Origin of the sequence: Streptomyces sp. NPDC014656 (genome assembly GCF_043084305.1) — a bacterium.
GTDB lineage: Bacteria > Actinomycetota > Actinomycetes > Streptomycetales > Streptomycetaceae > Streptomyces.
Window position 1 is genome coordinate 84,187 of the sequence record NZ_JBIBZN010000017.1, and the last position, 13,028, is coordinate 97,214.

General features: G+C 72.1%; 8 protein-coding genes and 1 pseudogene. 2 read left to right on the forward strand and 7 right to left on the reverse strand.

The window, feature by feature from the left end:
- Positions 1–38: 38 nt before the first annotated feature.
- From ACF1ED_RS30950 to ACF1ED_RS30965, 4 genes are all read right to left on the reverse strand, one after another.
- Positions 39–2,768 carry a DUF6493 family protein gene (locus ACF1ED_RS30950; protein ID WP_391766064.1) on the reverse strand — a complete coding sequence of 910 codons (2,730 nt, stop codon included), beginning with the start codon at positions 2,766–2,768 and terminating at the stop codon, positions 39–41.
- A 32-nt stretch (positions 2,769–2,800) separates the two neighbouring features.
- Positions 2,801–4,168 carry an SWIM zinc finger family protein gene (locus ACF1ED_RS30955; RefSeq protein WP_391766066.1) on the reverse strand — a complete coding sequence of 456 codons (1,368 nt, stop codon included), beginning with the start codon at positions 4,166–4,168 and terminating at the stop codon, positions 2,801–2,803.
- An 84-nt stretch (positions 4,169–4,252) separates the two neighbouring features.
- Complete coding sequence (locus ACF1ED_RS30960; RefSeq protein ID WP_391766068.1) at positions 4,253–5,881, reverse strand: alkaline phosphatase D family protein; 1,629 nt, start codon at positions 5,879–5,881, stop codon at positions 4,253–4,255.
- A 151-nt stretch (positions 5,882–6,032) separates the two neighbouring features.
- Positions 6,033–7,502 carry a PLP-dependent aminotransferase family protein gene (locus ACF1ED_RS30965; RefSeq protein ID WP_391766070.1) on the reverse strand — a complete coding sequence of 490 codons (1,470 nt, stop codon included), beginning with the start codon at positions 7,500–7,502 and terminating at the stop codon, positions 6,033–6,035.
- A 47-nt stretch (positions 7,503–7,549) separates the two neighbouring features.
- Here ACF1ED_RS30965 and ACF1ED_RS30970 point away from each other — a divergent pair.
- Positions 7,550–8,386 (forward strand): annotated as a pseudogene (locus ACF1ED_RS30970) (DMT family transporter); the annotation flags it as partial.
- Between the two features lie 51 nt (positions 8,387–8,437).
- Here ACF1ED_RS30970 and ACF1ED_RS30975 read toward each other — a convergent pair.
- The gene (locus ACF1ED_RS30975; protein ID WP_391766072.1) at positions 8,438–9,274 is read right to left on the reverse strand and encodes an alpha/beta fold hydrolase; all 837 of its coding nucleotides are present in this window, start codon (positions 9,272–9,274) and stop codon (positions 8,438–8,440) included.
- Positions 9,275–9,627: 353 nt separating this feature from the next.
- On the opposite strand from ACF1ED_RS30975, the gene ACF1ED_RS30980 reads away from it, so the two are divergent.
- Entirely contained in the window at positions 9,628–10,368 is a 741-nt protein-coding gene (locus ACF1ED_RS30980; protein WP_391766074.1) for a GntR family transcriptional regulator, read from the forward strand.
- 195 nt (positions 10,369–10,563) lie between these two features.
- Here ACF1ED_RS30980 and ACF1ED_RS30985 read toward each other — a convergent pair whose 3' ends face one another.
- Together ACF1ED_RS30985 and ACF1ED_RS30990 are read right to left on the reverse strand one after the other, a co-directional pair.
- Positions 10,564–11,670 carry an IS630 family transposase gene (locus tag ACF1ED_RS30985; RefSeq protein ID WP_391766076.1) on the reverse strand — a complete coding sequence of 369 codons (1,107 nt, stop codon included), beginning with the start codon at positions 11,668–11,670 and terminating at the stop codon, positions 10,564–10,566.
- A 35-nt stretch (positions 11,671–11,705) separates the two neighbouring features.
- Positions 11,706–12,863: an ROK family transcriptional regulator gene (locus ACF1ED_RS30990; protein WP_391766078.1), complete on the reverse strand. Its 1,158-nt coding sequence runs from the start codon at positions 12,861–12,863 to the stop codon at positions 11,706–11,708.
- Positions 12,864–13,028: the final 165 nt, after the last annotated feature.

The following is a 13,028-nucleotide window of genomic DNA, read 5'->3' on the forward strand; positions in this document are numbered from 1 at the left end:
GGCGGGTTAAGTGGCGATCTGGAGGATTTATGACTGATTCAGGTCGTTTCTGGCTTGCCTTGACCGGCCCCTTGGTGGAGTGCGTTCCGTAGCCGCCTCGCCTGGGTGACCAGCTGTGACGTACCCCGGGCCGACGCGTGTCGTTCGAGCCCCGCCAGCTCCCCCGTCGCCCCGCACCGTTCCACGCAGTCCGCCGCGATGGCCAGGAGTTCGCCCAGGCCTCGCATCGGCTGCTCGGCCTCCAGCAGAGTCGGAAGAGCCTCCGAGAGCATCGTCCACACGGTCCTGTACGCACCCGTCGCAGCCGCGGTCCGAGCGGCGTCCGCGAGACGGTTCGGCTTCATCGACCGCTCGGCGAGGAGCCAGGCGAGATCCCGGCCCACCCGGCGGGTGTCGAGCTCCCCCCGAGAGGCCAGTACCAGCAGCGCGTCCACGGCGCGCAGCCGGTCGTCCGCGTCCCGGCAGCCGAGCCCGAAGGCCAGCAGCAGGGCGACCGCCCTGCCCACCTGGCCCTCGCCCTCGGCGAGCAGGGTCAGAGGGCCCGTCACGTCCCGGGTCGAATCGCCGTCCACCGCGCTCGCCATGGAGGACAGCAGGCATGCCGCGAGCAGTTCACGGTCTGCCGGAAGCAGTGTGGCCCAGCGCTCGGGCACCTGCTCCCAGTGATAGCAGCGGCGGGCATTCGGAAGCAGGCCGCCGCCGAGCCAGTGGAGGGCCTTCGGGAACTCCTTCCGGAACTCAGGCCGCTTCGCCGTCTCGACGAGGATCCGGTCCACCAGCCACCAGCGGCCCGACTCCTTCTCCTTGCGCGGATGGAACCGTACGGTCGCCTCCAACGGGTTCTCCGACCGAAGCCATGCGGCCAGCCGAGCCCCGGCGGTGCTGCCCAGGGCCTCCGCCTCCTCGGCGGCTCGGCCCGCGGACGGGTCCTGCCGGCGTACGCGCAGCAGTGCGTGCCCCAGATCCACCGGCGCAGGCTCGAGACCCGCGTCCGCGTACTCCCGGAGTCGCCGGACCAGCTCCAGCGGATCGATCCCACCGGTGTGCCGCGTCGGCGTCGAAAGGAGCAGAGGCAGCGTTCCCCCTCCGATCAGGTGAGCGATCTCCCAGATCCGGATCTCGTGTGATGCCTCCATCGCCCCATGCACACAGGACGTCATCGGAACGGGCTGGTTCCGCCCCGCTTCGATCCGTTCCGGTTTCACCTTCCCCAGGACTGAGGCGAGCACCGCGTCCATGCCGCGCGGTCCGTGCTGGAAGTGGTCGTAGTCGTGGTGGAGGGCGAAACCGTCCGCGTTCTGCCAGTACGCGTCGGCGAACGCTTCCCGCAGCTGGGACGCCAGAGCCTCCCGGTCCTTGTGCGCATGCCGCACCAGGCCGTCGAGGGTCCGCTCGTACTCCACCGCGCTGTCAGACCGCCGCTGGACCAGCAGGTCCTCCACGAGCTCCTCCAGGGTTCCCTCCGGCCCGGGCAGGAACTGCGGTTCGGGCACGGGAGGCAGGATCTCCTCGTAGGGCAGGCGCTCGGGTTCCCCGAGCCGCCCCCCGAAGACCGCCTCGGCGGCGGACCGATGGGCGGGCCCGAGAAGCGATGCGGCCTCGGCCAGCTCACGGCACGTCTGCTCGTCGACGGCCTTCAGATGACGAGCCACGACCTGCAGCGCCCGCTCCTGGACCTCCGAGTCCTCGTGCCCGAAGGCGTCGGCCACCACCGGGAGCACCTCGGCGGCGAGCTTCGGATACTTGGCGAGGACCTTGTTCACCAGGGACAGCTGGGTCCTCAGCAGCTTCTTCTCCGTGCGGAACAGCACACCGGAAGTCATCTCCGCGAAAGCCCCGCCGGGCAACGCCCCCTCGAGCGCCAGCCCCGAGAGCGTCTTCTGCGCGTACCCCGCGACCGGGGAGGTCGCGTCGGCGGTCATGCCGATCCAGTCGGCGACCCGGTCCCGTCGCTCTTCCGCATCGGGCGGCACCAGCTGGAGCAGCGCCATGGGGAACCGCAGATCACGCGGGCGCCCGCCGCGCAGCAGCCGCGCCACGCACAGGTCGACGACCTCCCCGCGGTCCAACAGCCCCTCCCGCGTGAGCGTCGCCAGTGCCGTGGGCCAGTGTGTCGCCGAGCCGTTCGTCCCGGACCAGGTCAGCTGGTCCGGCGTCTCCTGCATCGAGAGGGCGTGGGCGACCAGCACCCGCGTCTGCGGATCCGTCCTCAGCCGCTCCAGCAGCTTGTCGTCCGTGATCGCGCGCGCCCAGCCGAGCACGTACCCGTCCGTCGCCGGCACTGCCGCCCCCGAGCCCTCCACAAGTCGCCGGATGAGCCCGTAGCTGCTCTCCGCGACCGCCGGCTTCGCCGCCAGCCGATGGGCCACGTCGGCACGCCATTCCGCCGTGCGGTCCGTGAGCACCCGCAGGACCAGGGTCCCGTCCTCGGTGCGCCGGCTGAGCAGATCGCGGCCCCCGAGCCAGTCGGCCGCCGCGGCGGCCCCCGTGTGGCAACCGGCCCCCGCGACGTACAGGGCCCGCCGCACCCGTGCGGTCTCTTCCCAGCGGTTCCAGTCCCAGGAACGCGCCTCGGTGCGCAGCGCCTTGAGCTGTGCCAACGCCTCCGCGCGCGCGGCCGTGTCCAAGAGATCCAGAAGCGCAGGGACCGCGCTCGCCCGACCGGCGCGCACGGCGGTCATCAGGGCGCCGACCCCCTTGCCGCCGCCGGCCCCGCCCCGTGCTTCAGCCCTCATTTCCGCCCCCATCGGTTTCCTCGATTCGTTCATGGCCGCTCCCGGCCGCGGCTCCGGCCCCGTCGTCATGCCACCGCCGCCACTGCCGAGCCGCGGCGGACCATCCGTACCGCCAAGGCGTGCTTGCAGGGCCCCCGCCGACCGCGATGCTCCGCCCACCACGCGCACGTACAGCTCAGCGCACCGTCCGACTCCCGCACCCGGTAGCGCCGCTCGCCCGAAGTCACCGTCGCGACCTCGCCGTCGACTCTCACCGCCTCCTCCGCGACCAGCCGGCGCGCGGCGACGAGCCGTGGATTGTGCCGCTCCGCCCGGTCCGCGTCGTAGGGGAGCTCCCGGTGGAAGTACGCGGCATCCGCGACGTCGTAGCCCACGCGTCCCGCGGTGCCCAGCCGGGCCAGAGCGGCGCGGACCCGATCGGCCGTGAGGCCGGACTGCTCGGCGAGGTCGGCCGGATCGATCCTCGGCTCCCAGGCGAGGAGCACGGCGATCAGTTCCGCGTCGGCCGCCGCGTCGTCCGTCGCGATGGCTTCCAGCACTCCGCCTTCCCCGGAGAATCCACGAGCGGGGTCGGGCGAGAGGGTCAGCGTCAGCCGCATGCCGGGCAGCGTCAGCTCCCAGGCGCCGGCCGAGGCCGAGCCGTCGGGCACCGGCCCGTACACCCGCAGCCCCGTGGCGAATCGCAGCACCCGCTCCAACGCTGCCAGCCGGTCGGGTCCGGGCAGGCACACGGCACCCGCTCCCGGGCGCGTCGTCGGGCGCAGGGTCCGGCCGGCCTGGACCACCCACAGCGGCGCCCGGCCGCGGCTCGGCGAACGGGGCAGTCCTCGCAGGAAGCGGACGGCCTCGGCGCCGGTGAGTTCGGCCCGGAGGTCGAATCGGGCCGAGGCGACCTGCGCCTCCGCGAAGCCGCGCAGCCAGCGGTCCGGGAGTGGCACCTTCTTCTCCACCACCGATCCGCCGAGTGTGGTGACGGCCATCTCTTCGGGACCCACCCGGAGGTACATCGGATCGTCACCGCTCATCCGGGAAAGTGCTTTGCGCAACGGGTCGTTCACATCGACATTCGTGGTGCCGTGGCCCGTCTCCGTGCCGGCCAGGCCCTCGTCGAGCACGTCGAGCCGCGCGTACACCCCGCCGCAGCCGGAGAACGACTCGAATCGCAGTCGGTCCCCGTTCCCCGTGACGACGGGGTCCAACGAGCGCGGTCTCGTCCGTTGGTGATAGCGGGCCGCTGCCACGTCCGCCACCGCCAGCAGACCCCGCGCGGCGACCTGAGGGGCGGCCAGGAAACCGGCGAAGAAGCGGGGGTGGGCCTCGGCCCCGTGAGGGGTCAGGCCTCCGGCCGTCTCCAGACCGAGGAGGCGGCCGGAGGCGGTGGACTCGAGGGAAGATGGGCGTGCGTAGGCGAGTGCCTGTACGGATCGCGTCATGGAAACGACCGTAGGGCTCGCCACTGACATCCGCTCGTATCCACAGGCCGCCCTGTGGATAACTTCCCTGGCCCGGCTTTTGCGTTACTGTCCCACCAGCCCCGGCCGCAGCGTCTTCGTGAACAGCACGGTGTCGTCGTCCCCGCGCAGGCGCACCGTCAGCTCCCCGCTTCCGCCATCGATGTCCACCTCGCCGAAGTACTGCGGACTCTCCATCGGCGACACGTTCGCCCGCTCGGGCGCGCGCACGAACACGCGTTCCGGGCCGAACGTCCCGTCCAGTTTGTTGGCCGGAAACCCACCTGCGGCCAGTGGCCCCGACACGAACTCCCAGAAAGGCGCGAAGTCCTGGAAGGCGGCCCGCTGCGGCGCGTAGTGCTGCGCGGAGGTGTAGTGGACATCCGCGGTCAGCCACACCGTGCCGGTGATCCGGCGGTGCTTGACGAACCGCAGCAGCTCGGCGATCTGCAGCTCTCGTCCGAGCGGTGCGCCGGGATCACCCTGCGCTATGGCCTCGAAGGCGGTGGCGCCGTCCGGGACGACCAGCCCGATCGGCATGTCCGCGGCCAGTACCTTCCACACCGCCCGCGAGCGCGCCAGCTCCCTCTTCAACCAGCCGAGCTGTTCCGCGCCGAGGATGCCCGTGGTGTCGTCGGCCTGCCGGCCGGGCGAGTTCGCATTGCGATACGAACGCATGTCGAGCACGAAGACGTCGAGCAGCGGCCCGTACCGCACCACCCGGTGCATGCGGCCCTCGGAACCGGAGCCGCTTCCCGCTCCGGCCTGGAGCGTGGAGACCGGGAAGTACTCGGAGAAGGCGCGTGACGCCCGCGCGGCGAGCACGTCCACGTCCTTCTCGGTGTAGCGCGCGTCGTCGAGGATCTGTCCCGGATACCAGTTGTTGCGGACCTCGTGATCGTCCCACTGGACCACCGTCGGCACCTGTGCGTTGAACGTCCGGACGTTGTGGTCGAGCAGGTTGTAGCGGAAGTTCCCGCGGTACTCGTCGAGCGTCTCGGCCACCTTCGCCTTCTCGGGCGTCATCACGTTGCGCCAGACCCGTCCGTCGGGGAGCGTCACCGACGGCTGGAGCGGCCCGTCGGCGTACACGGTGTCGCCACTGCACAGGAAGAAGTCGGGGTCGAGGCGCCGCATGGCCTCGAACGCGCGGAATCCGCCGATGTCCGGGTTGATGCCCCAGCCCTGTCCGGCGATGTCGCCGGACCACAGGAACCGCACGCCGCCGCGGCGCCGATCCGGAGCCGTGCGGAACGTGCCGAGGACCGACTCGCCCGTCCGGCGCGGATCGTCGGGGTCGGCGAGGACCACCCGGTAGTGGATCTGCTCGCCGGCGGGCAGACCGCGCAGGAACGTCGTCCCCGTGAAGTCGGTGCCCGTCCCCAGCAGCGGCCCGTGATGCCGGTGGACCCGTCGGAACGACTCCGTCGCCGATGTCTCGACGATCATCCGTGCCGGCCGGTCCGACCGGGCCCACACCAGTCCCGTATGGGCGGTCACGTCCCCCGTCTGGACACCCCACCGTGCCTCCGGACGCTCTGACAGGGCGAAGGCCGGTGCCGCCGTACCCGCCCCGCCCAGGGCGAGGCCCGTGGACACCGCGAGCGAACCGCGCAGCACATTGCGGCGTGCGGGCGCGGAAAGGGGCGGCGTGGAGGGGACGGCGGGGTCGGAACCGGGCGGGTATGCGGTCATGCGGAGCCTCCGGGAGCGGATCGGGGTCGACGCGACGCCGCAGCGGCGTCAAGGTCGTTTTCCGGAACGAGAGTTCGGTCCGGAGTCCCTGCCTAACCGCCGTGAGCAGCGCCCGCGCGAACCCCGTATGAACAGATAGCCCAGGGGCGGTTCACCGTGTGCCGAGAGCCTCCGCCGTCCGCCGCATTCCCGCGGTGATCGTCGCCGGCGTCAGATGCGCGTACCCGACGACGAGCCGTACGGCGCCGTCAGCGGGCCGCGCCGTCCCGTACTCCTCCAGGGAGCGCAGGGCCACGCCGACGCCCGCCGCCACCTCCAGGAACCGCCGCGTCGGTCCGTACCGGGCCGGAAGGCGCGCGATCACGTGCAGCCCTGCCGCGATTCCGGTCACCTCCGTGCCAGGAAAGTGTTCGTCCAGAGCGGCCAGCAGGGCGTCGCGCCGCTCGCGGTACGCGCGCTGGCAGCGCCGCAGCTGCCGGTCGTAGCCACCGCTCGTCACCAGGTGTGCCAACGCAGCCTGGTCGAGTGCCGGATGGCCGAGGTCCATGGTCCGCTTCCGTTCGACGACCTCGTCGACGAGCGACTCGGGCAGTACCATCCAGCCGAGTCGGAGCCCCGGAGCCAGCGACTTACTCACCGAGCCCGTGTACACGACCCGCTCGGGGTCCAGACCCTGGAGGGCCCCCACCGGGGCGCGGTCGTAGCGGAAGTCGCCGTCGTAGTCGTCCTCACAGACGTATCCGTCCACCGATCGTGCCCAGTCCAGGAGCATCCCGCGTCGTTCCGCGGACCAGGCGATCCCGGAGGGGAACTGGTGCGACGGCGTCACCACCACCGCCCGCGTGCCCGATCGGGAGAGCGGGGCCCGGCGCAGGCCCTCTTCGTCGAGCGGCAGCCAGACCGTGTCCAGACCGGTCGCCGCGAAGAGCCGGGCGTGCTCCGGGCTGCCGGGGTCCTCCACGCCCACGCCGTGGTGTCCTCGTGCTCGGAGTACGGATCCGAGCAGCGTCGCCGCCTGCGCCACCCCCGAGCACACGACCAGTCGGCCGGGGTCGGCCACCACGCCCCGCCTCCGGCCCAGCAGCGCCGCGAGTGCGGAACGCAGCACAGGCAGCCCACGGGGATCCGGATAGCCGAGCGCGCTGTGGGGCAGCTCGGAGAGCACCGTCCGCTGTGCCGCCGCCCAGGCCGTGCGCGGGAAGAGGGACAGGTCGGGTGTGCCGGGCCGGAAGTCGGCGATCACGCCGGAGCCCGGTGCCGCCGGAGTGCGTGGGTCGGGGTCCGGCGCGGTCCGTCCCGTACGCACCGCGCCGCCGACCCAGGTGCCCGAGCCACGGTCGCTGCGCAGATAGCCCTCCGCCGTCAGCTGTTCGTACGCCTCCGTGACCAGGCCGCGGGAGACCCCCAGGTCCTGGGCGAGCGCCCGGCTCGACGGCAGCCGGGTACCGGCCGTGAGCCGTCCGGAGCGCACCGCCTCGCGCAGTGCCTCCTGGAGGGCGCGGCCGCGTCGGCGTGCGGGTGCGCCTGCCGCCAGCAGCAGCACCTCCCAGGCGGGTTGCGCGCCCGTCTCCCGGACGGATGGCGCGGCCGCCGTGGTCGAAGTGGTCCCCGATGGCTTCATGGAAGTGGACCTTAATCCGGGCCGCCCGGCTTTCTAGCGTCAGGACCATGAACGCCAACGCCCTGCGCGGGGTCCTGCTCGTGACCCTCGCCTATGCCCTCGTCGGGGCCTCCTTCACCGCCAACGGTCTGCTCGGCGACTATCCTTACGCGGGTGGGCAGGCCCTCCGCTACGCCGCAGCCTGTCTGCTTCTCCTTCCGCTCCTCGGCCGCGGCGGGCTCGCTCCGCTCCGTCTGCTCGGTGTCGCCTCATGGGTGCGGATAGCCGTGCTGGCCGCCGTCGGCATGGTCGGTTTCAACCTCGCCGTCCTCGCGGCCGAGCGCACCGCCGAGCCCGCCGTCCCCGGCGTCGTCGTCGGATGCGCGCCGATCGTGGTGGCCGTGCTTGTGCCGCTGCTGGAGGGCCGGCGCCCCACGCCGCCAGTGCTGTACGGCGCGCTGCTCGTCGCCGCTGGTGCCTTCACCGTCCAGGGGTGGGGGCGCACCGACCTGGCGGGGCTCGGCTGGTCGGTCGCGGCGCTGGTGGGCGAGGTCGGGTTCACCGTGCTCGCGGTGCCCGTGCTGCGTCCGCTGGGGCCGCGCCTGCTCACGGTCGCCGTGTGCGGTGTCGGGGCCGTGGAGGCGGCGCTGATCGGGCTGGTGGTGGACGGTGCCGGTTTCGTACGGATGCCGACGGCCGTGGAGACGGGCGCGTTGCTGTGGCAGGCGGTGCTCGCGACCGTCGTCGGGTTCGTCCTCTTCTACATGGCGGTCCAGCGCATCGGCATGGAGCGCGCCACGCTCTATACCGGCGCCATTCCCGTGGCGGCCGCGCTGAGCGCGGCCGCGGTCGGTCAGGCGACCCTGGGGCTGCCGCAGGCGGCCGGCGGCCTTCTCGTCGGGGCCGGGGCCGCGCTCGGTACCGGTCTGCTGACCGGCCGGAGGGCGGTGGCGGGTTCAGCCGGTGGCGCTGCCGTCGAGGATCACGCGGGCGACGAGCGCGGGGTCGTCGTTCATCGGGACGTGGCCGCAGTCGGGCAGCCGCACCAGGCGCGCGCCGGGGATGGTCCGCTTGGCGCGGACGCCCTGCCTGCGCAGCAGCAGCCGGTCCCGGGTGCCCCAGGCGACGGTGACCGGAAGGGACGGGATGTCGTCGTGGAAGAGGACGGCGCGGCCCGCGTCGAGGGTCTGGTGGAAGCCGGCGGCCTCGCGCAGCGCGAGCGTCTCGGCGAGCACCGCCTCGGGTGAGCGGCGGCCGGGCCGGGCGTAGATGGTGCTGGTGAGCGCGGTGCGTCCGGCCGGGGTCCGGGAGAGCCGCTCGATGAGGGGGAGCGGCAGCGACAGGGCCGCGCCCCGCATCGCGCGCAGGGTTCCGAAGGCGTACCGGCGCTCGCTCTCGGACCAGAACCCGGCGGGGGAGAGCGCGGTGACCGAGCGGACGGCCTTCTCGCGGCCGAGTTGGAGGGCGAGCAGTCCGCCTAGGGAGTTGCCCGCCACGTGGGGCCGCTCGGCGCCGAGGGCCGCGCAGAAGGCGGTGAGCACGGGCGCGACGGTCGCCAGGTCGTAGGCACAGCCCGCCGGGAGTCCGTCGGACGCGCCGAAGCCGGGCAGGTCGACGGCGATGACGTCGCGTTCGGCGGCGAGGACGTTGAGGACCGGTTCCCACGCCTGCCAGTGGTGCCCGATGCCGTGCAGCAGGAGCAGCGGTTCGCCCGTCCCGCGGCGTTCGTACGTCAGGGAGGTGGTGCGGCGGCCCTGCGGGGTCTCGAAGTCGAACGCGATCCGTGCCGGCATGGAGGCTCCCTCGTACATCCTCTTAGACGTCCTGTCAGCAAGGATTACTGGTCGGTAGTCGGGAGTTCAAGGGCTCTGCGCGAAGTGATGTCACCGGATCGGGCCCTCCTCCCCCCTGTGCCCGAAGACCCGCTCGCCGTCAGGCGGGCGGGACTTCGGGCTTCGCGCGCCTCACGGAGGTGCGAACGTCCTGTGAACGATCAAGGTCAGAGGGTCACATTTCCGGACGTTCGGCGGAGGATTGGTCTTGACCAAGGGGGTGGCGCGCCCTATGGTCGCAGAGTTAGTGCAGGAACCTTTAATAAACAAGGGCGCGGAAACGCCGCGGGACACGGCGAATTGCGGAGGACAGGGTGGGGACCACGCAGCTGGAAACGGTCCAGGAACCGAAGTACCAGCACCTCAAGACGGTGATCGGCGAGGCTCTCGACTCCGACTTCGCGGTCGGCGAGATCCTGCCGAACGAGCGCGAGCTCGCGGCCCGCTTCGGCGTCGCCCGGGCCACGCTCCGCCAGGCTCTGGAGCAGCTCGAGCTCGAAGGACGCCTCCAGCGGCGGCGCGGTGTCGGCACCACGGTCGCGCCCCCGCGCGTCGGCGTCGACGTCTCGACCACGCAGCAGGCGTGGCCCGGCGTCGGTGACGACGCCTGGCAGGCCCAGGACTCGGTCCTCGGCGCGGCGCCCGTCGCCGTCACGCGACTGCTGGAGAGCCCGGCCGGCGAGGACGTGCACATCGTCCGCCGGGTGCGCATGAGCCAGGGGCAGGCTGTCGCCGCAGAGCTCCTCTACGTGCCCACCGCCTCGGTCGCCGGGCTCACCGCCGCCGATGATCCCACCGGTTCCGCCGGCGCCCGCGCGGTGCTGCGCGAGCTCCAGCACCTGGCCCTCGACGGCCAGGACCGCTCGGTGGAGCTGGGTTCCGCGCGCGCCGACGACGCCAAGGAGCTGGACCGACTGCCCGGCTCGCCGGTGCTGGTCGTGACGACCCGCTACCTCTCCGGAGGCCGTACCGCGGCCGTCTCCGTCGCGACGTACCGCGCCGACACCTGCCGTCTCACCTTCGGCGACACCGCCGACCTGGCGATGGCCTCCTGACCGATCCGCGTGGTCCGGCCCTCGCGGGCCGGCGCTCCGTGCTCAACGCGACGCCCCGCTCAACGTGACGCCCCGGCCTTTCGAGGCCGGGGCGTCACGTTTGCCGTGTCTATGTGCGGGGGCGTCCATTCGGTGGTGGCGCTTCAGTGGCGGTGCTGCTCAGTAGCGGTGCTCCGGACGGACGGTCGCTCCGGTCTAGTGTGCTGAGTCTGTAATTCGTCGGCAGTATGAGGCCAGTGATTCGAGGATCTGGTCGGCGGTCTTGGTCCAGACGAACGGCTTGGGGTTGTCGTTCCATGAGTCGATCCAGGTGCGGATGTCCTTCTCCAGTGCCTGGACCGACTTGTGGACACCTCGCCGTATCCGCTTGTTCGTCAGCTCCGCGAACCACCGCTCGACCAGGTTCAGCCAGGACGAGCTTGTGGGGGTGAAGTGCATGTGGAACCTGGGATGGGCCAGCAGCCACTTCTTGACCGCCGCGGTCTTGTGGGTCGCGTAGTTGTCGCAGATCAAGTGGACCTGCAGTCCGGCAGGGACCTGTTTGTCGAGCTTGTTCAGGAACTTCCTGAACTCTTCGGCCCGGTGCCGACGGTGGAGGGAGCCGATCACCTTGCCGGTGGCCGCGTCGAACGCGGCGAACAGCGTGGTGCCGGCGCGGACGTAGTCGTGACTGGCCCGCTCGGGCACCCCGGGCATCATCGGCAGCACTGGCTGCGAACGGTCCAGCGCCTGGATCTGGGACTTCTCGTCCACGCACAGCACGAGCGCGCGCTCCGGAGGATCGAGATAAAGCCCGACCACGTCGTGGACCTTGTCGACGAAGAACGGGTCCGTGGAGAGCTTGAACGTCTCCGAGCGGTGCGGCTGCAACCCGAACGCCCGCCAGACCCGGGAAACGGTGGACTGCGACAGGCCGGTCTTCTTCGCCATCGAACGGGTCGACCAGTGCGTGGCGTTCTCCGGAGCCGACTCCAACGTCCGGGCGATCAGATCGGCGACCTGCCCGTCCATCACCGTCCGGGGCCGGCCCGGACGCGGCTCGTCCGACAGCCCGTCCAAACGGTCCACCAAAAACCGTCGGCGCCACTTCGAGACGGTGTCGCGAGACACCCCGACCCGCTCCATCACCACGCGCGTCGAGACAGGAAAACCGTCCTCCCCGACGTCGTCACAGGCCAGGATCACACGCGCCCGCATCGCCATGTCCTGCGCCGACTTACGCCGCCGCACCCAACCCTCCAACACCGATCGCTCGGCATCGGTCAGATCCAGCGGCGCAAGCTTCGGTCCCGGACGAGTCATACATCCAACCCTACGGGAACTTAAGACTCAGGACACTAGCGCCGGGCCGTCACGCTGCCCTCGACCGCGAACAGCTGCTCCTCGACGTGGTCGAGGGCGAGCCGGAGCGCACCCGTTCCGACGGCGGCCTCGCCGAGCAGCGACAGCACCACCCGCGGCGGGCGGAGGCAGAAGCGCGCCAGTTCCTCGCGGAGCGGCTGTAGCACGCCGTCCAGACCGGCCGCCCAGCCGCCGACGACCACCAGCTCCGGATCGAGCGCGAGAACGAGCGCCCCGACGTCGTGCACCAGCCGCTGGATGAAACGCTCCACGGCGGCCTCGGCCCGTGCGTCACCCTTCTTCGCCAGCGCGAAGACCTCCGCCACCGCCTGCTCGTCCAGCGGGTGCAGCGGTTCGTCGGTCGTCGACAGCAGGTGCTCCGGCGTCACCCCGCGCCCCAGGAGGTGCAGGGCGCCGATCTCGCCCGCCGCGCCGCCGTAACCGCGGTGCAGACGGCCGCCGATCATCGAGCCCGCGCCCGGGCTCAGCCCGGCGAGGACGAAGACGATGTCGTCCGAGTCGGTCGCGGCGCCCTTCCAGTGCTCGGCGACGGCCGCCGCGTTGGCGTCGTTCTCCACGATCACCGGACAGCGGAAGGAACGGCGCAGCCGCTCGCCGAGCGCCAGCCCCGTCCAGCCGGGCAGCGCGGTGCCGAGCCGTACCGTGCCGTCGGCCTCCACGATGCCGGGGGTGCCCACACCGACCGCCCGCAGGTTCGACCGGGGCACGCCTGCGCGGCGCAGCACGTCGGCGACGACCATGCGCACCTTGTCCAGACGCTCGTCCTCGGTCGCGGTCTCCGCCACCTCGCGCGCGCCGGCGCCGATGATCCGGCCGTCCAGGCCGGACAGGAGGGCGGCGACGCGGTGCGGGCCGATCTCGATGCCGAGCAGATGACCGGCCTCGGCGCGGAAGCGGAACCTCCGGGCCGGGCGGCCCTGGCGCCGGGCCTCGCCCTCCTCGGGCGCGACCTCCACGACGAGGCCGCCTTCGATGAGTCCCTCGACGACACCCTCGACGGTCGGCCGGGACAGGCCGGTGATCCGGGTCAGATCCGTCAGCGTGCGCGCGTCGGAGCCCCGCAGCGCATGGAGTACCACCGCGGAATTGATCCGCCGCAGTAGAGACGGATCCCCGCCGGTCAGCCGCCCCACCGTGTGTCCTCCCAGCTCGTGCCCGTCTCAGGCGGATGGTACTCAATGGTTCCGGAAGCGGCGAGGGCCGCCCCCGCCCCGCCCCTGCCCCGCCCCCGCCCAGCCTCCGGCCCGTGTCCGCGCCGGGGTCCGGCCGGCGCCGGGGCCGAACGATCTGGCGTCGGC

Coding starts and splice junctions, on each gene's coding strand:
- ACF1ED_RS30950 (WP_391766064.1), bottom strand. CDS start 2,768: ATGAACGAATCGAGGAAACCGATGGGGGCGGAAATGAGGGCTGAAGCA.
- ACF1ED_RS30960 (WP_391766068.1), bottom strand. CDS start 5,881: ATGACCGCATACCCGCCCGGTTCCGACCCCGCCGTCCCCTCCACGCCG.
- ACF1ED_RS30975 (WP_391766072.1), bottom strand. CDS start 9,274: ATGCCGGCACGGATCGCGTTCGACTTCGAGACCCCGCAGGGCCGCCGC.
- ACF1ED_RS30965 (WP_391766070.1), bottom strand. CDS start 7,502: ATGAAGCCATCGGGGACCACTTCGACCACGGCGGCCGCGCCATCCGTC.
- ACF1ED_RS30955 (WP_391766066.1), bottom strand. CDS start 4,168: ATGACGCGATCCGTACAGGCACTCGCCTACGCACGCCCATCTTCCCTC.
- ACF1ED_RS30985 (WP_391766076.1), bottom strand. CDS start 11,670: ATGACTCGTCCGGGACCGAAGCTTGCGCCGCTGGATCTGACCGATGCC.